The organism is Rufibacter psychrotolerans (genome assembly GCF_016924645.1).
Classification (GTDB): Bacteria; Bacteroidota; Bacteroidia; order Cytophagales; family Hymenobacteraceae; genus Nibribacter; species Nibribacter psychrotolerans.
Genome location: NZ_JAFFJV010000017.1, coordinates 11,690 through 34,412, shown reverse-complemented (window position 1 = coordinate 34,412; position 22,723 = coordinate 11,690). Strand labels below are relative to the sequence as shown.

At 55.7% G+C, this 22,723-nt stretch carries 19 protein-coding genes; 4 read left to right on the top strand and 15 right to left on the bottom strand.

Features of this window, described 5'->3' with window-relative positions; translation table 11 throughout:
• Positions 1-91: 91 nt before the first annotated feature.
• The 4 genes from JT718_RS16440 to JT718_RS16425 all read right to left on the bottom strand — a co-directional run bounded on the left by JT718_RS16440 (position 92) and on the right by JT718_RS16425 (position 5,699).
• On the bottom strand, positions 92-2,677 hold the full coding sequence (locus tag JT718_RS16440) for a carboxypeptidase regulatory-like domain-containing protein (RefSeq protein WP_205503879.1): 2,586 nt from the start codon (positions 2,675-2,677) through the stop codon (positions 92-94).
• 500 nt (positions 2,678-3,177) lie between these two features.
• Complete coding sequence (locus JT718_RS16435; RefSeq protein WP_205503878.1) at positions 3,178-3,915, bottom strand: head GIN domain-containing protein; 738 nt, start codon at positions 3,913-3,915, stop codon at positions 3,178-3,180.
• A 29-nt stretch (positions 3,916-3,944) separates the two neighbouring features.
• On the bottom strand, positions 3,945-4,967 hold the full coding sequence (locus tag JT718_RS16430; protein WP_205503877.1) for a FecR family protein: 1,023 nt from the start codon (positions 4,965-4,967) through the stop codon (positions 3,945-3,947).
• Positions 4,968-5,087: 120 nt separating this feature from the next.
• On the bottom strand, positions 5,088-5,699 hold the full coding sequence (locus tag JT718_RS16425; RefSeq protein WP_205503876.1) for an RNA polymerase sigma-70 factor: 612 nt from the start codon (positions 5,697-5,699) through the stop codon (positions 5,088-5,090).
• Positions 5,700-5,847: 148 nt separating this feature from the next.
• Between JT718_RS16425 and JT718_RS16420 the strand changes: the two genes are divergently transcribed.
• Positions 5,848-7,158 (top strand): MFS transporter, encoded by a 1,311-nt coding sequence (locus JT718_RS16420; protein ID WP_317195519.1) that lies wholly within the window; start codon positions 5,848-5,850, stop codon positions 7,156-7,158.
• A gap of 89 nt (positions 7,159-7,247) precedes the next feature.
• Here the strand turns inward: JT718_RS16420 and JT718_RS16415 are convergent, their stop codons facing one another.
• Positions 7,248-8,900 (bottom strand): amidohydrolase, encoded by a 1,653-nt coding sequence (locus JT718_RS16415; RefSeq protein ID WP_205503875.1) that lies wholly within the window; start codon positions 8,898-8,900, stop codon positions 7,248-7,250.
• A complete protein-coding gene (locus tag JT718_RS16410) occupies positions 8,893-9,663 on the bottom strand; it encodes an AMP nucleosidase (RefSeq protein WP_205503874.1) in 771 nt (256 codons plus the stop codon). The genes JT718_RS16415 and JT718_RS16410 overlap by 8 nt, the downstream gene beginning before the upstream one ends.
• 76 nt (positions 9,664-9,739) lie before the next feature.
• Between JT718_RS16410 and JT718_RS16405 the strand changes: the two genes are divergently transcribed.
• A complete protein-coding gene (locus JT718_RS16405; protein ID WP_205503873.1) occupies positions 9,740-10,216 on the top strand; it encodes a type I restriction enzyme HsdR N-terminal domain-containing protein in 477 nt (158 codons plus the stop codon).
• A 142-nt stretch (positions 10,217-10,358) separates the two neighbouring features.
• Here the strand turns inward: JT718_RS16405 and JT718_RS16400 are convergent, their stop codons facing one another.
• The 3 genes from JT718_RS16400 to JT718_RS16390 form a co-directional block, all read right to left on the bottom strand.
• Positions 10,359-10,649, bottom strand: coding sequence for a hypothetical protein (locus JT718_RS16400; RefSeq protein WP_205503872.1), 291 nt, complete (start codon positions 10,647-10,649; stop codon positions 10,359-10,361).
• 241 nt (positions 10,650-10,890) lie between these two features.
• Positions 10,891-12,006, bottom strand: a complete 1,116-nt coding sequence (ald, locus tag JT718_RS16395; RefSeq protein WP_205503871.1) for an alanine dehydrogenase — start codon at positions 12,004-12,006, stop codon at positions 10,891-10,893.
• A 235-nt stretch (positions 12,007-12,241) separates the two neighbouring features.
• Positions 12,242-13,027, bottom strand: coding sequence for a DUF1573 domain-containing protein (locus tag JT718_RS16390; protein WP_205503870.1), 786 nt, complete (start codon positions 13,025-13,027; stop codon positions 12,242-12,244).
• 184 nt (positions 13,028-13,211) lie between these two features.
• On the opposite strand from JT718_RS16390, the gene JT718_RS16385 reads away from it, so the two are divergent.
• On the top strand, positions 13,212-15,623 hold the full coding sequence (locus JT718_RS16385; RefSeq protein WP_205503869.1) for an alpha-ketoacid dehydrogenase subunit alpha/beta: 2,412 nt from the start codon (positions 13,212-13,214) through the stop codon (positions 15,621-15,623).
• Between the two features lie 66 nt (positions 15,624-15,689).
• On the opposite strand, the gene JT718_RS16380 is transcribed toward JT718_RS16385, so the two are convergent.
• Complete coding sequence (locus JT718_RS16380; RefSeq protein WP_205503868.1) at positions 15,690-16,286, bottom strand: hypothetical protein; 597 nt, start codon at positions 16,284-16,286, stop codon at positions 15,690-15,692.
• 78 nt (positions 16,287-16,364) lie between these two features.
• Here JT718_RS16380 and JT718_RS16375 point away from each other — a divergent pair, with 78 nt between their 5' ends.
• Entirely contained in the window at positions 16,365-17,357 is a 993-nt protein-coding gene (locus JT718_RS16375; protein ID WP_205503867.1) for an acyl-CoA synthetase family protein, read from the top strand.
• Positions 17,358-17,452: 95 nt separating this feature from the next.
• On the opposite strand, the gene JT718_RS16370 is transcribed toward JT718_RS16375, so the two are convergent.
• The 5 genes from JT718_RS16370 to JT718_RS16350 all read right to left on the bottom strand — a co-directional run bounded on the left by JT718_RS16370 (position 17,453) and on the right by JT718_RS16350 (position 22,409).
• Positions 17,453-18,607: a sigma-54-dependent transcriptional regulator gene (locus JT718_RS16370; protein ID WP_205503866.1), complete on the bottom strand. Its 1,155-nt coding sequence runs from the start codon at positions 18,605-18,607 to the stop codon at positions 17,453-17,455.
• Positions 18,608-18,747: 140 nt separating this feature from the next.
• The gene (locus JT718_RS16365; RefSeq protein WP_205503865.1) at positions 18,748-19,521 is read right to left on the bottom strand and encodes a copper homeostasis protein CutC; all 774 of its coding nucleotides are present in this window, start codon (positions 19,519-19,521) and stop codon (positions 18,748-18,750) included.
• Between the two features lie 5 nt (positions 19,522-19,526).
• Positions 19,527-20,504: a glycosylasparaginase gene (locus JT718_RS16360; RefSeq protein WP_205503864.1), complete on the bottom strand. Its 978-nt coding sequence runs from the start codon at positions 20,502-20,504 to the stop codon at positions 19,527-19,529.
• A 376-nt stretch (positions 20,505-20,880) separates the two neighbouring features.
• Complete coding sequence (locus JT718_RS16355) at positions 20,881-21,696, bottom strand: PhzF family protein (RefSeq protein ID WP_205503863.1); 816 nt, start codon at positions 21,694-21,696, stop codon at positions 20,881-20,883.
• A gap of 50 nt (positions 21,697-21,746) precedes the next feature.
• A complete protein-coding gene (locus tag JT718_RS16350; protein WP_205503862.1) occupies positions 21,747-22,409 on the bottom strand; it encodes a YdcF family protein in 663 nt (220 codons plus the stop codon).
• Between the last annotated feature and the right edge of the window lie 314 nt (positions 22,410-22,723).

Here is a 22,723-nt window from a genome sequence, read left to right as displayed (position 1 = left end):
AGAAGTTTATTAAAAGAGGCAGCCTTCTTTCTATGGGTAGAAAGAAGGCTGCCTCTTTTTTATAGGCGAGACATGCGTTTTGGAGCCGTTTTCAGAATTGTATGCGGTAACCAAGGTACGGGTAAATGCCCAGTTGGTAGAAGCCCTTGGCCCGGTTTTCCTCCAGGTCCCAGCCGTAGCTAAGTTCGTTCTGGGTGTCAAACACGTTGTCGGCGGCCACAAACACCCAGTGGGTGGTTTTTCTGGTGTTCAGCTGGTAAGACACCCTGATGTCTGTTCTGAAGTAGTCTTTCAGCTTGCGCAGATAGGCGTTCTCCACGTCATAGTAAATCTTGTCGGTGGGTTCGTTCCGGGTCTTTTCCTCGTCAATGGGGATGATTCTCCTGCCGCCGGCGTAATTCACCCTGAGGTCCAGGGAGAGGTGGTGGCGTTTCTCGGCATCCAGGTTAAATTCCTTGCCCACCAGCAGGTTGGAGATAAACCCGATGCTGAACGCCGTGGGCCGTACCTTGCCGTCGCCGCCCGAGAACCAGGACTGCAGCAAGGACACGTTGCCCAGGGTGTAAAACCCGTTTTTGAGGAACCGCTCGGCGGTCAGCTCCAGGCCGTAGTTTCTGCCCGTGCCAGTGCTCACCACGCTGTCTACCGTCACGAAGCTGTAATCGGTGCCCAGGTTGAGCATGGAGAAGGCCTCTTCGCCGGCGCGTTTGCTCACGGGCACCCTGAAGTGATACTGGTAATAGGCCTCGGCCTTGAACCGCCAGGAAGCGTTGAGGTTGAGGTTGTAGCCCGCCACCACCTGCTTGCTTCGGGTAAAATCCAGTTTGTTGTAGGGCTGGTTGAATTCGGGCCGTTCCTGCGAAAAGAACCGGTATTCATAGTATACCAGGGGCTGCGTCTGGCTGTGCAGCCCCGCCGATAAGTACACCTTCTGGGCATCGGTGAGGTAATAGTCCACCGAAACGCGGGGTTCATAGGCCGACCGGTTCCCGATGGAGAACGTCTGGGAGTACAGCCCCGCCTGTACGTCTAGCCGGGGCGTGACGGAGTACTTGGCCAGGAAAAAGCCCTGCGCCAGCGTGGCAGAGCCCTGGGCGTCCAGCGGAATCTCGTACACGTCGCGAGAGTCGCGGTACATGATCTCCTGGTTGTTGTAATACAGTTTCTGCCAGGTGAGGCCGGTTTTGAGCAGCAGCCGGTTGGTGGTCTTGTGGGTGACGTTGAACCGGGTGATGAGTTGCTGCTCATAATTGCGCAGGTAATAGAATAGGAGGGAGACCAGGTTGCGGTAGGTGGCAATGCTGGTGGCCTCCACCTGGCTACCTGCGGTAGAGATGATCAGCTCGGTCACGGTCTTGGGAATCTTGGTATAGGTATGGTTCAGCCCGAACGCGTACATCTGGTTGTTGAGCGTGGGCTCCAGCCGGTACCGCACCTTGCCCCAGGTGGTGGTGTCCTCGTCTATGTCATAGATGGTCACGTTGCTGCTGCCGGCAATGCCCCAGACCGAGATTTTACCGGCGTTGGGGGTGGGCAGTACCACCTTGAACGAACCGTCCTGAAACCGGGGCAGTCCCTGGTAGCCAATGCTCACGCCCAGCCGTTCCAGCGGCCGTAAGGTGAAAAGCCGCATGCTGCCCAAGAAAGAGCCGCCCCACTTCTTCACCAGCGGCCCCTCAGTGACCACTTCCATGCCATTCAGGCCCAGTTGCAGGGTGTTCTCTACCTTTTTGTTGTTGCCCTCGCGCAGGCGCACGTCCATCACGGCCCCAATCCGGTTGCCGTACTCGGCGGGGAAGGCTCCGGTCAGGAAATCAGAGTTGGCCAGCAGGTTGTTGTTAAGGAGGCTGAAGGCTCCCCCGGTGTTGGGCGTGAAGGTAAAGTGGTTGGGATTGGGAATCTCCACGCCCTCCAGGCGCCACAACACTCCCAAGGGCGAGTTTCCCCGCACAATAAGGTCGTTGCGCTGGTCAGAGGCGCTGGAAACCCCAGCGTAGTTGGCAGCCATGCGGCTGGGGTCTTGCCGGGAACCGGCAAAGCGGTTGATTTCCTCGGCCCGCAGGGTGTGCACGCTGGAGGAGATAAGCAGGTTCTGGGGCAAGGACTTATCGCGTTCGGCTTCAATCAGGACCTCAGATTCCTGGATAAAGCTCTCTTCCAGTTGCACGGCCACCACCGTTTCCTTGCCAGAGACCACCATGATGTTGGAAACCTCTCCCTCTTTGTAGCCCAGGTACGTCACGCGCAGGCTATGCCGCCCAATGGGCAGCTTCTCCAGGGAGAAGGAACCGTCTAGCCCGGTGCTCACCGCCCGCATGGGGTTTACGGAGACCAGCATCACAGTAGCGCCAATGAGCGGGGTGCCCAGCCCGCCATCCTTCACAGTGCCCCTCAGGGTTTGGGTGTAGCTTTTCAGGCTGGGGGCCGCAGGGTTCTCCTCCTTGGGCTTGAGCACAATCTGCTCGCCAATGATCTGGAAACTGAGGTTGGCGCAGCTGCTGAAGACCTCTAGGGCTTTCCTGAGCGGCAGCGAGGTGCCGGTACAGGTAATGCGCTGGTTTAGGGGTAACTGGCTGTTGCTGTACGAGAAATTAAGGGAATACCGCCTGGCTAGGTCCTGTAGCGCCTGCTCCAGAGACTCGCCCCGGTAATGGAAGGACACAGGACTATCAGCCACCAATTCTTGCGCCGCTGATCTCCGGGAGGTGAGCATCAGGAAGAATGCACAAAGAAATATGAATGTAAGTCTTGGCAATGCCTGAATCTTGTAAGTTGCGGATGCCCACCAGAGGCCGTTTTGAACTTGCTAAGATCAGTATTTCAGGAATATTTACAAAGCTGTACCCTTAAAATGTAAATAGATCTGCTCCAGATTCGTCACTTTTTGTAGCGGCTATGCGCCGCGTGAGACCGAAGCGGAAGGATTTTACATCTTCTAGCTGTATTTGTAATTGAATAAAGGCCTTGGTCCTTTCAGTCTCCGCTATCCCTGGAATGGACTTTTAAGGTTGCCCAGCTTGTTTTGGGGCCGTTTTCCTGAAAACTCCGGTAAAACGCTCCCACTTGGTTTAGGTTTGATTTCTGGAAAATGGACAGAAAACGATGGGCGCACGAGAGCCAGCCAAAGGGCAGAAAACGAAAAAACCGGTAGGGGAGCGGGGCCGCCTACCGGTTTTGTTACTTGTTGTCGTTGATTACCTTGCCGGAGCCGGAGGTAAGGGAGGAGATCAAGTTGGGGTAGCCCCGGTAGTAGATGTTCCCGCTGCCGCTGAGGGTAGCGTCCAAGGCCCGGTTTACCCAAATCTGCTGGTGGCCCGACCCCGAGGAGAACACCGTGGCCGTGTCAGCGTGCAGGAAGTAAGCCTGAATGCTGCCCGACCCACTGGAATTGGTCTCCAGCTTGCTCGCGGAACCCTCCAGGAAGATATCGCCTGAGCCCGAGTGTCGCACGTGCACGCTCTGGGCGTTTCCCACGTACCGGATAGCCCCAGACCCCGACAAATTCATGTTAACCCGTTGGGTAGAGGGGGCCGCCTGCACCCGTACCTGGCCAGAACTCCTGAGTTCAACTAACTCTACCTGGGGCAGGGTGACGTATACGGTGGTTTCCTCGTTGTTGAACTCCAGGCAGGTCCCTGACCGGATCACCAGCGTGGAGCCCGCTACCTCGGTAATGATCTCGGGCAACAGGTTGGCAAAGCTTTCTACCCGTACTTCCACTTCAGGTCCCTCGGTGATGATCACGTTGCCGGCCACGCGCATGTCTACTCCCTTAAACGCGGGCACATCTCTGGTGACGGTCTTTACCGCGCCGCCGCCTTCCAGGCAAGGGCCAGAACCCAAGATATCACAGGAGGCCAGCAGGCCTAGGGAGCAGAAGGAGAAAAAAAGCGACAAAAGGGTGTTCAAACGCATGGGACAGAGGGCTGCACCAGCCCAAGGCACTATTTACAGCCAGCACCCCCAATGGTGTAGGTTCCTGCTTCTGTACGGTTGATGTTTACATCTGAGGAAGCCACCAGCACCGCCAGGATTTCCCTTAGATCCGGATTCTCAAACGTCCCGGTAAAGGTGCACTGCTGTACGTTCTGGCTGGGAACCTCAATGGAAACATTGAAATAATTTTCCAGCTGGTCTGCCACTTCCACCAGGGTGGAGTTCTTGAACTCCAGCGACTGCCAGGGCAAACCCGCCTGTTGTACGGTTGGCTGCTTCACAAGTTTTCCGGTGCTGGAGAGCGTTCCGGTAAAGCCGGGCGTGAGCACCACCTGGCTGTTGCCCTGCAGCGAAGAGAAGGCCACTTTGCCGGTCTTCACCGCCACGGTCACCTCAGGTTCGCCTTTGATGGCCCGTACGTTGAAGGAGGTACCCAGAACTTTGGTTTGGGCGTTGCCGCTCTCAATGACAAAGGGTTGCTCTGGGTTTTTGCGCACCTCAAAGAAGCCTTCGCCCACCAGCTCTACCTTGCGCTCGGCCCCTTCAAAGGCGGTCTGGTACCGCAGGGTGGAGTTCTCGTTCAGGAAGACCTGGCTGCTGTCGGGCAGGTAGAGGAGTTGGCGCTGCCCGGCGGCGGTGGCCACCTGGGTCCAGGCCGGGGAGGAGTTAAACTGCAAATACCCTAGCCAAGCCAACCCAGCCGCCAAAACGAACGCTGCTGCATACTTGTATAGGGTATTCCAGGGGGTAAACTGTCTGGTGACCGGCTCTTGCCTCTCCACCGTCATGACCGGTTCTTCGGGAACCAGCTGGATGACTTTTGTCTCGGTGGGCATGTCAACGTTGGCACAGAACTTTTGCCAGGCCTTCTCGGCGTCTGGTTGGAAGGTGGTGTTTTGTTCAGCGCCAACTTCTTCCCAAACCTCAAGGGCGTCGGTCCATTGCTGCAGGTGGGAGTCATCTTGGTTCAACCAGGCAGAAAATTCCAGTTGTTCTTGGTCAGATAGCTCCCCACGCAATGCTTTTGCCATCAAAACCCATTCAGGGTTCTCATGGTGGTCAGGTTTTGTTTGTGTCATGGTGCGTTAGTGTCGTGGTATCTGTAAGACAAACAAGGGCCGTGTTACCCCTATTGTTTACCGGAAGAAAAGTTAAAGTAATGTTAAGGTTTTACCAGCCTGGGTCAAATCCCATAGGACTGAGGTGCTTAGAAACAACAGCAACAGGTGCTCCCGCAGGATCCGGAGGGCCTTGCCCATCTGGTTTTCCACGGTCTTGGGCGAAAGCTGTAGGGTGTCGGCAATCTCTTTGTAGGTGAGTTCCTCAAAGCGGCTCATCTCAAAAATAAGGCGGCATTGCGGCGGAAGGGCGGCCAGGGCCTGCTGCACGCGGCCCTCCATCTCGCTGCCCTCCAGCAGTTCCAGCGTGGTGTTGGCCGACAGGGAGGACTCATACGGCGTGCTATCTTCAGACAAAACCAACCTTTTCTGCTTCTCTATGTAATTAAGAGCCTGGTTGGTGACGGAACGCACAAGGTAGGCCTTGTACGAGGTGCTGATCTCCAGTACTTCGCGGTTCTGCCATATTTTGCAGAACACCTCCTGTACCAGATCTTCAGCCGCTTCGGTGTCTTTGGTGAAACGCACAGCCGTACGACACAGCAGGGTGTAGTATTGCTTGAACAGCGTTTCCATGAATTGCGCCTCGTTGGTCTTCAGCAGGGCGTGCAATTCCTGGTCTTGGGTAAGTATTGGTGTACCCATAAGCATCTGGTTAAGTGTACCGCAAAGATAGAAGAACCTTGATGGCATCCTAAAATTTCAGCTTAAAATCAAAGGTGCGTGCCGTTTATTGTCCGTTTTTGCTTAACTAGAACCCTAAACTGCCTTATAAAAATGCCTGATTGCCGAAATGATGCAAACCCCTTTGAAAAACGACCCTAAAGTGATGCGGGCCTGGTGCTTTTATGACTGGGCCAACTCGGTGTATTCGCTGGTGATTACCACCGCCATTTTCCCCATTTACTATGTGGCCCTCACCAAAAATAACAACGGCGGGTTGGTGCATTTCTTTGGGCTGGAGATCTCCGCCTCGGTACTGTACAGCTACGCCCTCACCGGGGCCTTCCTCACCATCGCTTTCCTGAGTCCTATTCTCACGGCCATCGCCGACTACGGTGGAAACAAAAAGAACTTTATGCGGTTCTTCTGCTACATGGGGTCACTGGCCTGTATGGGATTGTTCTTTTTCACCGAACAGACTTTCTCGCTCTCGGTCTTGCTGTTCATGATTGCGGCCATTGGGTTCAGCGGCAGCATTGTGTTCTACAACGCCTACCTGCCCGAAATTGCCACCGAGGATCAGTTTGACCGCCTCAGCGCCCGGGACTTCTCGCTGGGCTACATTGGCAGCATGATCTTGCTCATCATCTCCCTGGCCCTGGTGCTGTTCCCTGGGGTGGTGGGTATTGAGGACTCGGGCTTGCCGGCCCGCATTTCCTTCCTGATGACGGGGCTGTGGTGGTTTGGCTTCTCGCAGTATTCCTTCGCCTACCTGCCGCATAACCCCTACCGGAAAGAAGCCCGGGGAAATTACCTGCTGAACGGGTTCAAGGAGTTGGGGAAAGTAGTGCGAATGCTAAGAGAATTGCCCTTGCTCAAGCGCTTCCTGGTGGCTTTCTTCTTCTACAACATGGGCGTGCAGACCGTCATGTACGTGGCCTCCCTGTTTGGGTCTAAGGAATTGAACCTGCCCGACGAGTCCCTGATCACGGTGCTGCTCATTATTCAGGCGGTGGCCATTGGGGGCGCGTACTTCTTTGCCTGGCTCTCGGGCAAGGTGGGGAACACCATGGCGCTCATGTGGGCGGTGGTGGTGTGGGTGGGCATTACCATTGGCGCCTACTTTGTGACCACCGGCAACCAATACTACGTGCTGGCCTTTGTGGTGGGGGCGGTGATGGGCGGCGTGCAGTCGCTTTCCAGGTCCACGTACAGCAAACTGCTCCCCGAGACCACCGACCACGCCTCGTTCTTCAGCTTCTACGACATCTGCGACAAAGTGGGCCTGGCCCTGGGCACGCTGGCCTTTGGCGTAACGGAGCAGATCTTCGGGTCTATGCGCAACAGCATCTTAACCCTGCTGGTGTTCTTCGTTGTTGGTCTGGTTGCCCTGTTCACCATCAGGACCCGCAAGCTGGCCCCCGTGGAGGCGGCGGCCTGAGGTGCAACACCCCAAAAACAAGAAGGGCTTCCTTGCGGGAAGCCCTTCTTGTTTTTGGGGTGGTTTAGGGAAATCAGCCCTAAAGCAGGCTAGTTGGCTCCGTACACCTTCTCGCCGTTGAGGTAGGTGCTCAGGACTTTCACGCCTCTGATGGCCGCTGGCTCAATGGTCATGATGTCCTGGTCCAGAATCACGAAATCGGCTACCTTGCCGGGCTCCAGGCTTCCTTTCTGCTTTTCCTCAAAGTTTGCGTGGGCGGCCCAGATAGTGGTGCCCTTCAAGGCCTCCTCGCGGCTCAAGGCATTCTCCATCTGGAAGCCCCCTTTGGGGTAATTCTCAGCGTCTTGCCGGGCAACGGCCGAGTGGAACCCGTACAGCGGATTGATGTGCTCCACCGGAAAATCTGAGCCCAGCGGAATTAGGTTGTTTTGCGCTAAAAGGGCCTTAAACGCGTAGGCGTGTTTCACCCGGTCCAGGCCCAGGCGCTCGCTGGCCCAGTACATGTCTGAGGTGGCGTGCGTGGGCTGCACCGAAGGCAGAATGCTGTACTGCCCAAAAAGCGGCACATCCTTGGGGTTCACTACCTGGGCGTGCTCAATGCGCCAGCGGCGGTCGTTTTTGCCTTTGAGCAGATTGCCGTAGATCTGCAGGATCACCCGGTTGGCCGAATCCCCGATGGCGTGGGTGTTCATCTGGAAGTTGTGCTGGTACAGCTCGGCGGCCAGGTCTTTGTACTCCTGCACGGTCTGCAGCAGGAAGCCGGTCTCCGTGGGCCGGTCGGCGTAGGCGTGCAGCAGGCAGGCGCCCCGGGAACCCAGGGCCCCGTCGCCGTACACTTTGAAGGAACGCACGTTCAGGCGGTCGGTGGTGTAGGGGCCGTTCTTGAAGTAATGGCTCTTGTTTTCGGGCGTGGGGCTGAGCATGGCGTACACCCGCACGCGCAACTCGCCTTTCTGCTGCAGCGAGTCTACCATGTCTACCACTGCTTTGGGCAGGCCGGCGTCTACCACGGTGGTAAGGCCCACGGCAAACAGGTTCTGTTCCGCTTCCTTCAGGGCCTCGGCTATTTCCTTGGCCGTGGGCGATGGAATCTTGCTGTACACCTGGTCGCCGGCCCGGTCTACCAGAATGCCGGTAGGCTTGCCGTTCTTCACTTCCACCAGACCGCCGGTTACCTTGGTCTGGGCCGTGATGCCCGCCAGGTCCAGTGCTTTCTGGTTCACCAAGTAGGCATGGCCGTCTACCCGCTCAATAACCACGGGCACATCGGGGAAGAGTTGGTCCAGGGTGTCCTTGGTGGGGAACTGCTTTACGGGCCAGTCGTTCTGGTCCCAGCCGCGGCCCGTGAGCCAGGCGGCCCCGGGATGATCCCGGCGGTGGGCCTGCAGGCGCTGTACCACCTCCGCGAAGGACGTGCTGCCTACCAGGTCTGCCTCGCGCAGGCCCAGGGCGTAGCCGTAGAAGTGGGCGTGCGCGTCAATGAGGCCGGGGTACACCGGCTTGCCCTGGGCGTCTACCTCCTGGGTGGCCTGGTACTTGTTTTGAAGGTCAGCCGTGGTGCCCACTTCCAGAATTTTGCCGTCTTTCACGGCGAAGGCCTGGGCTTTCTCAAAGCCGGCGTTGACGGTGTACACATTGGCGTTGTACACCAACAGGTCAGCCTTTTCGCCCCGGCTGCAGGCAGAAAGGAGGGAAAGGCCCAGCAGGGCAGACAATCCCAGGGTACCCCATGTTTTATTCATATCTCAGGTGTTTCACAGATTCGCCGGAATCACGGAGTTCCAGCAGGGAGTCAATGCCTATTTGCAGGTGTTTGGTGACAAAGTCAGCGGTGATGCGCAGGTCGCTTTCGGCTGTTTTCACCCCGTCTGGGGTCATCGGGTTGTCAGACACCAGCAGGAGGGCCCCGTGCGGAATGTCGTTCATGAAGCCCACTACAAAGATGGTGGCCGTTTCCATGTCCACGCCCAGGGCTCTGATGGAGCGCAGGTACTCCTTGAACTCCTCGTCATGCTCCCACACGCGGCGGTTGGTGGTGTACACGGTGCCGGTCCAGTAGTCCATCTCGTGCTTCTTGATCATGGACGAGACGGCGCGCTGCAGGCGGAAGGAGGGAAGCGCCGGGATTTCCGGTGGAAGGTAGTCGTCTGAGGTTCCCTCGCCCCTGATAGCCGCGATGGGCAGGATCAAATCACCCAGTTTGGCTTTTTTCAGGCCTCCGCACTTGCCCAGGAACAAAGCGGCTTTGGGTTTGATGGCCGAGAGCAAATCCATGACGGTGGCGGCCATGGCGCTGCCCATCCCGAAGTTGATGATGGTGATGTTTTCGGCGGTAGCCGTCTGCATGGGTTTGTTGAGCCCCATGATTTCCACCCCAAACTGCGTGGCGAACATTTCCACGTAGTTGATGAAGTTGGTGAGCAGGATGTACTCCCCGAATTCGTTCAAGGGCCTTCCAGTGTAGCGGGGCAGCCAGTTTTCAACAATCTCCTGTTTGGTTTTCATAGTCTGTTTTTAGTCTATTTTCAGAAATAAGCCTATAAAACGGCTGCTCTGCTTTTTAAGTTAGTACTTTTGGGGCATGGAACCGCTTGCCTTGCCCGCATATTCTTACAAACTTAAGGATTCTGAAGGGAAAACCTTTATCCTGGACCAGGTGCGCCGCAAATATGTGGTCCTCACCCCGGAGGAATGGGTGCGGCAGCACATCATCCATCTACTACACGCCCACTTGCAGTACCCGCTGGCGCTCATGAGCGTGGAGCGCGGCACCAAGTACAACACCCTGCAGAAACGCACTGACCTGCGGGTGTACTCCTCCGCCGGCAAGCCCCTGCTGTTGGTGGAGTGCAAAGCCCCGCACGTGCCCATCACGCAGGCTACCGTTAGCCAGGTAGCCGTGTACAACCAAACCATTGCCGCTCCTTACCTGATGGTGAGCAACGGCCGGGAGCATTACTGCTGGCAGGTAGAGGCCATAACCAATAAAATTACGCCTATTTCAGTTTTGCCTTCTTTTCAGGAAATCAGCCAGAAAATGGAGCAAGCTGGCAACTAGCAACATTCTCTGTCACCAAGGCTTTGGGCTAACCTGGTCCTGCGCTTTTTATCACCGAGGTTGGTGTTTGCCGTTGTTTCGCCGATGTTGGTGTTTACACCGTTGTTGGTGTTATCACCAACAACTTCCAGACGAGTCCGTTTCATGGCGCTTTTGGTGAAGGAGGCATTAAACGGTTGTTGGTGATAACACCAACAACGGCACCGATACCAACAATGGCACCGATAACAACAACGTCACCGATACCATCAACGGTACTCATCACAACTGAGACACCTATTGTCAAGATGGCATCTGGTACTCCAAAATGCACGTTTGCTTCCTTTGCTCTGCTAATTTCTACCTTTTTAAACCGCTTTTTGCCGTTAAGCCGTTTGGCCGTAAGCTGTTTCTCCGTAAGTTGTTTCGCCGTTGTTGGTGTTATCACCAACAACTTCTTATCGGTTCAGTTTGGGGGCGGTCGTAAGTAGGAGCCAGTAAAGTGTTTCTTGTAGTCCGTTTCATGGCGCTTTTTGGGGATGGACCAATAAAAGGTTGTTGGTGATAACACCAACAACACCAACAATGGCACCGGAGCGGCGCCGGAACTGCAGGTACTTGCAACGAGCAGGTGTAAAAACAAAAAGCCCTCTCCTGAATATAGGAGAGGGCTTTTTGAAGAAAAGTAATAAGGGTTAAGCTAATACGTCAGCTACTGGGGTCAGTTCAAGGTTGAAGGCTTCGGCTACGCCGGGGTACACCACTTTGCCGTCTACCACGTTCAAGCCCAGTTTCAGCTCGTCGCGCTCAATACAGGCTTGCTTCCAGCCTTTGTTGGCCAGCAACAAGGCGTAGGGCAGGGTAGCGTTGGTGAGCGCCAGGGTAGAGGTATAGGGAACCGCGCCTGGCATGTTGGCCACGCAGTAGTGTACTACGTCGTCAATGATAAAGGTGGGGTTCTCGTGGGTGGTTGGCTTGCAGGTTTCAATACATCCGCCCTGGTCAACGGCTACGTCTACCAGTACGGTGCCCGGACGCATGTCTTTCAGCATGTCGCGGGTGATCAGGTGCGGAGCTTTCGCGCCGGGGATCAACACTGCACCAATGATCAGGTCAGCGTCTTTGATGGCCGCTTTGATGTTGTAGTGGTTAGACATCATGGTGGTTACGTTGGCCGGCATGATGTCATCCAGTTCGCGCAGTCGCTTCAGGCTGATGTCCATGATGGTGACATTGGCTCCGAAACCGGCCGCGATTTTCGCCGCCTGGGTTCCTACAATACCGCCGCCCAGGATCAATACGTTGGCTGGTTTCACGCCGGGCACGCCGCCCAACAGAATTCCGCGGCCTTTCAGCGGTTTCTCCAGGTACTTGGCACCTTCCTGCGGAGCCATACGGCCGGCCACCTCGCTCATAGGAATCAGCAAAGGCAGGGAGCGGTCTTTCAGTTCAACGGTCTCATAAGCCAGACAGGTGGCTTTGCGCTCAATCATGGCGCGGGTAAGCGGCTCATAAGAAGCAAAGTGGAAGTACGTGAACAACAACTGGCCTTCCTTGATAAGGTTATATTCCTGCTCAATAGGCTCTTTCACTTTCACGATCATCTCGGCGATGCCGTACACTTCCTCAATGGAGGGAAGAATGGTAGCCCCAGCCGCTGTGTACTCCTCATCTGAGAAACCACTGCCCACCCCGGCAGTAGCCTGAACATACACGGTATGACCGTTTTTTACAAACTCCGCCACGCCACCTGGGGTGAGGGCTACGCGGTTTTCGTTGTTTTTTATCTCCTTGGGAAGACCAATAATCATTGTATGATTTTTTAAGATGGTGGTGAAAAAGTGCGCAAATATACACCAACCCTCTATCAATTTTGCAACCCTTTAGGTGAATTAAATTAACGTTTGTTTGGCTCGCGCCGATTTTGAGGTGTTTTTGTTAAAACAGACGGAAAACAGGAGCAAGGTCCCAAGTACAAAAGGCCATAAATAAAAAAAGGCAGCAACTGAGTTACTGCCATTAGTACAAAATAAAACTATGAAAAAACTATTTGAAAGGCACTGATGCCTTGTTAACCTTCAACGAACTTTGTTTTGCTAAACTTTCTACCACTTTTGCTTTTAGGGTAAGCGTGGCAGGAGAACCAGTGATGTCATTGGAGACCAATGTTACTGTCTCAATTCTATCCTGTAACACCTGCGGGTTATAGATAAGTTCCAATTTTGCAGATTGTCCTGCTTTTACCACTGAAGGGCTCATTTTGTAAGACACGCAGTTGCAGGCAGTCTGTACGCCGGTAACGTTCAGGTCAGATTTGCCGGTGTTTTTAAGGGTAAATTTGGCGGTGGCTTTTTGGCCTTTCTCCAGTTTGCCAAAATCAAAGGTGGTGCTGGTGAAGTCAGCCTTTGGTGATTTGGCCACTTCCTCTGCTGAGCGCGGAGCCGGGGCAGAAGCCTTAGGAACCACAGTGCCTTTGATGAACAGAGAAATCTGCTCTGGGTTGCCGTTAGAGGTAACGGTTAAGTTCTTGTTGAACGCTCCCGGGCGGCCGGCGCTGTTGTACCCTGCTTTCACCACGCCGGTTTTGCCGGGCAAAATAGCCTCTTTGGGCCACTCTGGGGTAGTACAGCCGCAGGAAGCCTGCACGTGCGAGATAATCACCGGCTGGTTGCCCGTGTTCTTGAACTTGAATTCATAGGTGGCTTGCACGCCTTCGGTCACGTTGCCGAAATCATGTAGGTCTTTTTCAAAGGTTAGCACACCTTGTGCTGAAACCATCCCCTGGGTGAGCACTGCCAGTGCCAGCGTAAGGAAAAGATAAATTTTTTTCATGTTTTTAAAGATTTGCTTCTTGTGAAAGACCAACTAGTGGCAAAACAAAAATAGGAAAAATTAGTTCTGAACGCTACAAATTATGTGCTATTTGCCTTACGGGGCTGGCCGGTAATTTGAAAAAAGGGCAAAAGTTGATTAGCTTTGGCTTTAAAAATCCTTTTCGGACCTTATAACCTACCGCATGCAAACCGTTGAACGGATCAACCAGCTTTCCCTAACCAGAGAAGAGATGTTGCAGGACTACCGCATCGCCTGCGAGAGTCGGCAAGCCAGTTTAACTGGCAGGAAGGAAGTGTTCATGGGTAAAGCAAAGTTCGGGATTTTCGGAGACGGCAAAGAAGTGGCCCAGCTGGCCATGGCCAAGTTCTTCCGCCCCGGCGACTTCCGCTCCGGCTACTACCGTGACCAAACGTTTATGTTTGCCATTGGGGAGCTTACCGTACAGCAGTTCTTCGCGCAATTGTACGCACACACCGACGTGGAGCAGGAGCCCTCCACCGCCGGCCGCAGCATGACGGGGCATTTTGGAACCCGCCTGCTGGACGAGGAAGGCAAGTGGAAGCCCCAAACCACCGCTAAAAATTCAACCGCCGATATTTCGCCCACCGGGGCCCAGATGCCGCGTCTGGTTGGTTTGGCCTATGCTTCCAAATTATACCGCGAAAACCCTGAGCTGCACCCTTTCACCGATTTTTCTATCAACGGCAACGAAATCGCCTTCGGTACCATTGGCAACGCCTCTACCTCTGAGGGCGTGTTCTTTGAGGCCATCAATGCCGGTGGCGTATTGCAGGTGCCCATGCTGGTGTCAGTGTGGGACGATGGGTACGGTATTTCAGTGCCGGCCCAGTACCAGACCACCAAAGGCAGCATCTCTGAAATTTTGGCCGGTTTCCAGCGCGAAGCCCCCGGCGAGCAGGGCTACGAGATCTTCAAGGTAAAAGGCTGGGACTATGCCGGCCTGTGCGAAGTGTACCAGCAAGCCACCCAGGTCTGCCGCGAGCAACACGTGCCGGTGCTGATCCACGTAGAAGAAGTAACGCAGCCCCAGGGCCACTCCACCTCAGGCTCGCATGAGCGCTACAAATCCAAGGAGCGCCTCGCCTGGGAAGAGGAATTTGACTGCATCAAGCAGATGCGCCACTGGCTCATTGCCAGCGGCTACGCCGACCATGCCGAGCTGAACCAGATTGAGGCCGAGGCGAAAGAAGCCGTACGCGTGGCCCGGGCCAGTGCCTGGAGCGCTTTCAATGAGGCTATTCAAGTAGATCATAACCAATGCCTTATCCTGTTGGAGAACCTGGCATCCACCATGCAGCAGAACGCTTCTGAGGTGGCCAGCATCAGGGAGGAACTGCAGAAAACCATCAACCCCCTGCGCTCCGATGCAATGAAAGCGGCCCGCAAGGCCCTGCGCTTCGCCCGTCAGGAAAAGAGCCAGGCCAAGCGCGAACTGGTGAAATGGCTGGAGACGGTGCAGGGCGAGAATGCCGAGCGGTACAACTCGTACCTCTACAGCCAGTCAGACGAATCGCCGCTGCTGGTGGAGGAAGTGAAAGCCGAGTACCGCGAGGACAGCCCCATGGTAGATGGCCGCGAGGTGCTGCAGGCCTGCTTTGATGCCGCTCTGGCCCGTGAGCCCCGCCTGTTTGCCATTGGCGAAGACGTGGGCAAGATTGGCGACGTAAACCAGGCTTTTGCTGGCCTGCAGGAGAAATACGGCGAACTGCGCGTCACCGACACCGGTATCAGGGAGTGTACCATTGTGGGACAGGGCATTGGCGCCGCCCTCAGAGGACTCCGGCCCATCGCCGAGATCCAGTACCTGGACTACCTGCTGTACGCCATCCAGATCCTGAGCGATGACGTAGCCAGCCTGCAGTACCGCACCAAAGGCGGCCAGAAGGCCCCCCTGATTGTCCGGACCCGGGGCCACCGCCTGGAGGGCGTCTGGCACTCAGGCTCGCCCATGGGCATGATCCTGAACAGCCTGCGCGGCATGCACGTGTTGGTGCCCCGTAATATGACCCAGGCGGCCGGTTTCTACAACCTGCTGCTGAAATCAGATGATCCGGCCCTGGTGGTGGAGTGCCTGAACGGGTACCGCCTCAAAGAACGCATTCCGGCCAACATAGGTGAATTTACCGTGCCCCTGGGCATGCCCGAGATCCTGCGCCCCGGCACCGACATCACCATTGTGACCTACGGTTCAATGTGCCGCGTGGTGCTGGAAGCCGCCGAACAGCTGCAGTTGGTGGGCATCTCTGCCGAAGTGATAGACGTGCAAACCCTGCTTCCGTTTGACCTGGAGCACCAGATCACCGACTCCATCCGGAAAACCAACCGGGTGCTGTTCACCGATGAAGACGTGTCTGGCGGCGCCACCGGTTTCATGATGCAAAAGGTGATTGACGAGCAGGAAGCCTGGCGCTGGTTAGATTCCAAGCCCGCCACGCTCTCGGCCCAGGACCACCGCCCATCGTACTCCACAGACGGCGACTATTTCTCCAAGCCAAGTGCCGATGACGTTTTTGAGACCGTTTACGCCATCCTGCACGAAACAGATCCGCAGGCGTATCCTTCCTTGTTCTAAAAGGAATACGCCTATAAAAGAAGAAGCCCGCAGTTTCCTGCGGGCTTCTTCTTTTATAAATAAGTGCTATTTGTCAAATTTCAGGATAATCTCCGGCGACTCTACTTTATTGCTGCGGTTGTTGTCGCGGTCCAGGATGTAAAAGTCATATTTGACGGTGTCTCCCTGCGCCAGGCGTTTGCCAATATACAGGTCGTTGACCTTGTAGTAGACCTGCTGATTCCTCCTGATCTCAAACCCGCCTACTTTAATGTCGCCTTCCAGCGGCTCTACGCGGTCACTGGAGTAAATCTCGGGCAGGCGGTTGTAGTACTTGATTAGATCATAGATGACCCGCGTAACCGGCGGGTCGCCCTCCCTTATCTGCGTCTGGATGTAGACTTGCCGGAATGAACCGTCAATCTTTACGTAGAAATCAGAGAAGAAATCGCGCAGCTCCGGATTGTCGGCGTCAGAAAGGCCAATGTTGCCATCGCCGTCCCTGAACCTGATCACGTGCTGGATGGTGTCTACCACGTTCAGCCCCACCACGGCCGAGTTGTGGGTGTAGCCTCTGTACTCAATACTGGGCTCCAGGGGAAAGTCAGGAGAGGTGTAACAAGACGTTAGCCCCAGAGAACCAAGCACAAAGGCAAAACCAAATAGGAGTCTACGTTTCTTCATAGCAGATTTATGTGCACCTAAGGTACAAATCCTAACGCGCACTTGTTTACTTTGTTGTATTATTTAGCATCTGCCCCCATGGGTTTTCCCGAAGAATATAAAAATGACCTGCTGCAGAAAGGCCCCCGGGATTTTCATTCCGCGGCGCTTTCGCTTTTCCAGTACCAGGCCCGGTGTAACCCGGTGTACAAGGCCTACTTAACCCACCTGAAGGTAGACCCCAATCAGGTGAAGCACCTCAGCCAGGTGCCGTTCCTGCCCATTGAGTTCTTTAAGACGCACCCCGTGCAGTCGCACCCGTTCACCCCGCAGGTGATCTTTAAAAGCAGCGGCACCACCCTGCAGCAAAGGAGCCAGCACCTGGTGGCTGATTCTGGGTTTTATAAAGTGCACGCCCAGCAGCTGTTTGAAGAAACCTACGGCCCCCTGGCCGGAAGCGTGGTGCTGGCTCTCTTGCCCTCTTACCTGGAACAAGGCGATTCTTCGCTGGTCATGATGGTAGACCACTTTATCCGGGCCACCGGGCAGACCCAGCCGGGTTTTTACCTACGCAACCATGCCGAGCTGAGAAGTGCCGTGGCCGCCGCGCGGCAGAAAAGCCAGAAAGTGTACCTGTTTGGGGTGACCTACGCCTTACTGGACCTGGCCGAGGAGCTGGCGTCAGGGGAGTTCAGCGGCATTACCCTTTTTGAGACCGGGGGCATGAAAGGCCGCCGGCGGGAAATGGTGCGCGAAGAACTGCATTCCCTCCTGAAAGAGGCCTTTGGAGTGGCCGCCGTTCATTCTGAGTACGGCATGACCGAGCTGCTTTCGCAGGCGTACTCCCAGGGCGAGGGTATTTTTCACCCCTCGCGCACCCTGCGGGTGCTGGTGCGGGACGTGAACGATCCGTTTGCCATTTCAGCCGAAGCCGGAGCCGGGGGCGTGAACGTCATTGACCTGGCCAACGTGGATTCCTGTGCTTTCCTTGAAACCAAAGACCTGGGCAAGCTTTACCCCGATGGCTCCTTTGAGATCCTGGGCCGGTTTGACAACTCCGATGTACGGGGCTGTAACCTCATGGTAGGCTAGCCATTTTACGTCCTTTTTCCAGAAAATAGCCCCAAAACAGCGCCGCCGCTCCGGAATGAACCAGAGCGGCGGCGCTGTTTTGGGTAAGATGTAGATTATTTGGCGTACAAACGGGCATCTTCCTCGGTGATGGTGTCGTCGCTCATGATGACCAGGCGTTCCACCACGTTCCGCAGTTCGCGCACGTTGCCGCGCCAGTCCAGGCCCTGCAGGTAGGTGAGGGCTTCGGGGGCAATCTTCTTGGGCTTGTTGCCGTAGTCGCGGGCCACGTCTTGCAGGAACTTCTGCACCAGGTCCGGAATATCCTCGCGGCGTTCGTTCAGGGGCGGCACGTGGATCAGGATCACGCTCAGGCGGTGGTACAAGTCTTCCCGGAAGTTCTTGGCCTCAATCTCCTCCAGCAGGTTTTTGTTGGTGGCGGCCACCACGCGCACGTCCACAGTGATGTCTTTGTCGCCGCCCACGCGCGTGATCTTGTGCTCCTGCAAGGCACGCAACACTTTGGCTTGGGCCGAAAGGCTCATGTCGCCAATCTCATCCAGGAACAGGGTGCCGCCGTTGGCCTGCTCAAACTTGCCGATGCGCTGCTTCACCGCCGAGGTAAACGAGCCTTTCTCGTGCCCGAACAGCTCACTTTCAATCAGCTCGCTGGGAATGGCGGCGCAGTTCACCTCCACCAACGGACCCGAGGCGCGGTTGCTCTGCTCGTGCAAGGAGCGGGCCACCAGTTCCTTCCCGGCCCCGTTAGGCCCGGTGATGAGCACGCGGGCGTCCGTAGGGGCTACTTTGGCAATGGCGGCCTTCACTTTGCCCAGGGCCGGCGAGGAGCCCACCATCTCATAGGTCTTGGAGATTTTCTTCTTTAACGTCTTGGTCTCGGTGACCAGGGTGGCTTTGTCCAGCGCGTTGCGCACCGACACCAGCAGGCGGTTCAGGTCCGGGGGTTTCACCAGGAAGTCATAGGCGCCTTTTTTGGTGGCCTCCACGGCGGTGTCAATGGTGCCGTGGGCCGAGATCATGATAAAGGGAGTGTCGGGGGTGAGGATGGCGGCGCGCTGCAGTACCTCCATGCCATCCATCTTGGGCATTTTGATGTCGCAGAGCACCACGTCGTATTTGCTTTTCTGCAGCAGCTCCAGGCCGCGTTCCCCGTCTTCGGCCTCGTCTACGGTATAGTTTTCGTATTCCAGAATTTCTTTGAGCGTGTAGCGGATGCTACGTTCATCATCAATGATCAGGATCTTGGGCATGGGTTGTTTGTTTTCAGTGCGAACGGTGCAAGTTCGCAATTTATTTCCGTGGGATACGTGGGAAAAGACCTCCGGGATATTTTTGGCCTCTTTTCTAGAAAATAGGTCCAAAACAGCTTTTGGCCGTTTCCAAACCTGGTTTAAAGCGAATGAATGGCGTTGTTTAGGTTCTGGGCAATGGCTTTCAGGACTGTTATTCTTTGGGCGGAGGCTTCCATCAAGGCATATTCAGTGGGCAACGGGGTTCCGCCCATGGGCACGTCCTCGCGCCGGAACTGCATCAAGCTTTCCTTTACCTCCCTGGCGGAGGCATGGACTTCGGTAACCCCGGTTTGCTGCAGGAGCGAGGCCAGATTCTGCTCGTTAATGCCGCCGCCCGGCAAGATGACCAGGTTGTCGCCCGCTTTTTTCTGCAGGGCAGCGATTAGCTCGGCACCTTCGGGCGCAGTTGCTTTCTGTCCGGAGGTGAGCAGTCGGTCTACGCCCACGCTCAAGAGATCTTCCAGCGCCTGGAAAGGGTCTGGCGTAAGATCAAACGCCCGGTGGAAGGTGACGTTAAGCGGTCGGGCCAACTCTATCAGTTCGCGGGTGCGGTTTACATCAATCGTACCATCGGGCAGCAGTACGCCCAGCACCACGCCATCGGCGCCCAGTTGCTTGGCTACGGCAATGTCTTCCCTCATGACGGCAAACTCCAGGTCTGAGTACAGGAAGTCGCCGCGCCGGGGGCGGATGAGCACGTGCAACCCGATGCTCAGGTGCTGTCGGCAGAGCCGGATCATGCCCGCGCTGGGCGTGGTGCCGCCTTCCACCAGGTTATCGCAGAGTTCTACCCGCTGTGCGCCTGCTTCCTGCGCCGTGATGGCCGACTGCACCGAATCTACGCAGATTTCCAATAGAACTGATTTACCCATTCTGCCTAGAGTTTGTATTTCGCATCCAGAAGTTTGTTGGTCTGGGCATCGCGCACGGCGTAGTTAAAGCCCCGCTGGATGCAGTAGCCGCCGTATTCGCCCTGTTTGTTGAGGGCAATGAAGCCCACCTGCAGGTCTTTCACGTTCTTCTGCTTCTGGATGATGCGCTCCACGGCCAACCGGCAGGCTTTCTCCGGGGAGTTGCCCTGGCGCATGAGTTCCACCACCAAATGGCTGCCCACCATCCGGATCACGGCCTCGCCCAGACCGGTGGCCGTGGCCGCGCCAATCTCGTTGTCTACAAACAAACCCGCGCCAATGATGGGAGAATCGCCCACGCGGCCCTTCATTTTGTAGGCTGCGCCGCTGGTGGTACAGGCCCCGGCCAGGTTGCCGTGTACGTCTAAGGCCAGCAAGCCAATGGTGTCATGGTTCTCGATGTTGATGACCGGCTTGTATTTGGACTCCCTGAGCCAGTTTTTCCAGTCTTTTTCAGATTCGGGCGTTAAAAGGTTCTCTTTCTGGAAGCCTTTGGAGAGGGCAAACTGCAGGGCACCGTCGCCCACCAGCATCACGTGCGGGGTGTCTTCCATCACCTTGCGGGCCACCGAGATGGGGTGCTTGATGTGCTGCAGATACGCCACCGAGCCGCAGTTGCTGTCTTTGTCCATGATGCAGGCGTCCAGCGTCACGTTTCCTTCGCGGTCCGGAAAGCCCCCGTAGCCCACGGTGCGCACGTTGGGGTCGGCCTCGGGCACGCGTACCCCGGCTTCCACGGCATCCAGCGCATGGCCGTTCTGCGAAAGGATTTTCCAGGCGGCTTCGTTGGCGGGCATGCCGTGGTCCCAGGTAGAGATCACCAGCGGTTTATTGGTTTTGTCTTTCTGAAGGGTGCCCGAAAATGCCCGGTGAATGGGGTAGAGGCCGCTCACAAAGGCGGTACCCAGCGCCGAAAGCCGGAGAAAGTGACGTCTGCTTTTCATGTTTGTGTGGGTGGTATAGGTTTGCGTTTAGTGAAGGTAAGGGGAGGAGGACATTTTTGGCCTGTTTTGCGGAAAATAACCTTAAAACGGGTGCTTCCTTAGAGTTCGAGAATGAGTTTTCGATAATCAAAATATCCTCGCTCGCCTGTGGCGAGGGTGAGTCATGGAGAAGCCTCTGGCCGTTAGGCAACGGATTAGTTTGTGTCTCCATACCTGACTTGCCCGCCTGGCAGCCAGAGGCTGCCCTATTTCTCACCCTCGCCACAGGCGAGCGAGGGTGTATCCCGGTTGGGAATCATGGTCTGGTTGGGTTAAAGTGATGTTAGTGGTAAAATATCAATGCTTTATGATTGTATAGCTTCTTGGCAGAATTCTATCATGCAAGGTACAGTACTCCCTCCAGTACCATCTGAGCCTGGCTGCGAACCTCCAATGTGTGGGCATCTTTGATAGTAAGGTGCAGGTATCCGCCGCGCGAAGAGAGTTGAAAGGCGTGGAGCTCGGTTTTCTGCAGTCTATCGGACCAGAACCTAGCCAGGACGCTGTGGGCGGAGCCGGTGACCGGGTCTTCGTTGATGCCCACCCAGGGCCAGAAGCAGCGCGAATAGAAATCAAACTCCGCGTCGGGAGAGCGGGTGGTGACGGCCAGGCCTTTGGCGATCTCCGTGGAGTTCAGCAGTTGGGCAAAATTGGGGGTGAGCTGCTGCAGGGTTTCTTTGTCGGGAACTTCCAGGATCAGCAGTTGCAGGGCATCGGAGAAATAAAGGTGCTCTGAGGCAGGCAGGCCCAGGGCCTCAAACAGCGCGGGCAAAACAGGTTGCGGCTGGTAATCAAACAGCGGGAACTGCATGAGGATAGCCTCCGCTTCTTTGACCGCTTGCAACACCAGGTTGTGGTGTGTGATAAAGGTCACTTGCTCCAGTGCCAGTTTCTCCAGCACCAGCTTGGCTGATGCCAGGGTGGCATGGCCGCAGAACGCGATCTCCACGGTAGGGGTGAAGTACCAGATGGAAAAAGTGGCTACCGCCTGCGCCACAGGGACCAGGAACGCCGTTTCAGAGAGGTTCAGTTCGGTGGCAATGGCCTGCATCTGGTTGATGGGCAGGGGTTCCTCCAACAGGCAAACGCCAGCGGGGTTCCCTTTGAAAGCTTCCTTGGTAAAGGCGTCTATGATATAGGTTTTGATTTGCATCTACTTTTCTGAAAACAAGCGTAAAACGCGCTGGTTGCGTGAGGAATTGATTAAGTGGAAGGCAGCAGATGGCTGGTAAATCCTCTCCGTTTCAACTGCTCAAAAGCCTCCCATACCTTGGCTGGAATCTCCTGATACACCTGAAAACCTTTCTCGGGATACAGTTGGATGCGCTGCAGATCGCCCAGCATGATGTGGATGACCAGTTCGCGGTAGGCTTCGTCCAGGGGGTAGTCTTCAAAGCTGATCTGCGGGGAGGTGACCATGATTTCAATTTCCTCACCGGGCCATTGCTTCAGAAAGGTAGCGTAGGTGCGGCGCTCCATGTAGGGTTTCTGCACCAAGATCAGGCGGCGTACCGGTATGTGCTTCTCCTGCAGCAGGCGGTAAGAAAAGGCAATGTTCTCGCCGGTGTTGGTAGATTGGTTCTCTAGCAGGATTTGGCTAGTGGGTACGCCCATTTCCTGGGCGATGCGGGCAAACTTTTCGGCCTCGGTTTCGGTCCAGGTGCCTTCCGTCAGTCTGCCAAATCCGCCGGAGAAGAGAAGCCAGGGCGCGTAGCCGGCCAGGAAGAGCTCGGCGCCGCGTTCGGCCACGCGTGGGTCATGGCTGCCCAGGACCAGAATGGCATCGGCGGGTTGCAGGGTATGGTGCAACTGGTGGTACTCCCAGATGATGCGGCTTAACGTGAGGGTTTCGGGGTCTAAGACCATGCGGGGCAGTTACAGGTGAAAACTGGCTGCAATTTTTTTTTTCCGCCGGAAAGTTCATAAAAACAGAGCTGATTTCCTGTTGGCGGAAATCAGCCGCGGGGCAGAAGCACGGTAAGCAGTTCTCCGGTGGCCAGATTCCCGTAAGGCAAGGCCCTTTTCCATGGCATTCAGAGCCTTCGCTTTTCAAACCTGCTAAGAAAAGGGTATATTACCTTTGGAAAGGTCTTACTTACCCTTGTTTTCATCATGATTTGGGGCTCTTAACCCAGAATCAGCCTCAAAACGCGTTTAAGGCCTTTTGCCTACTTTGTAAG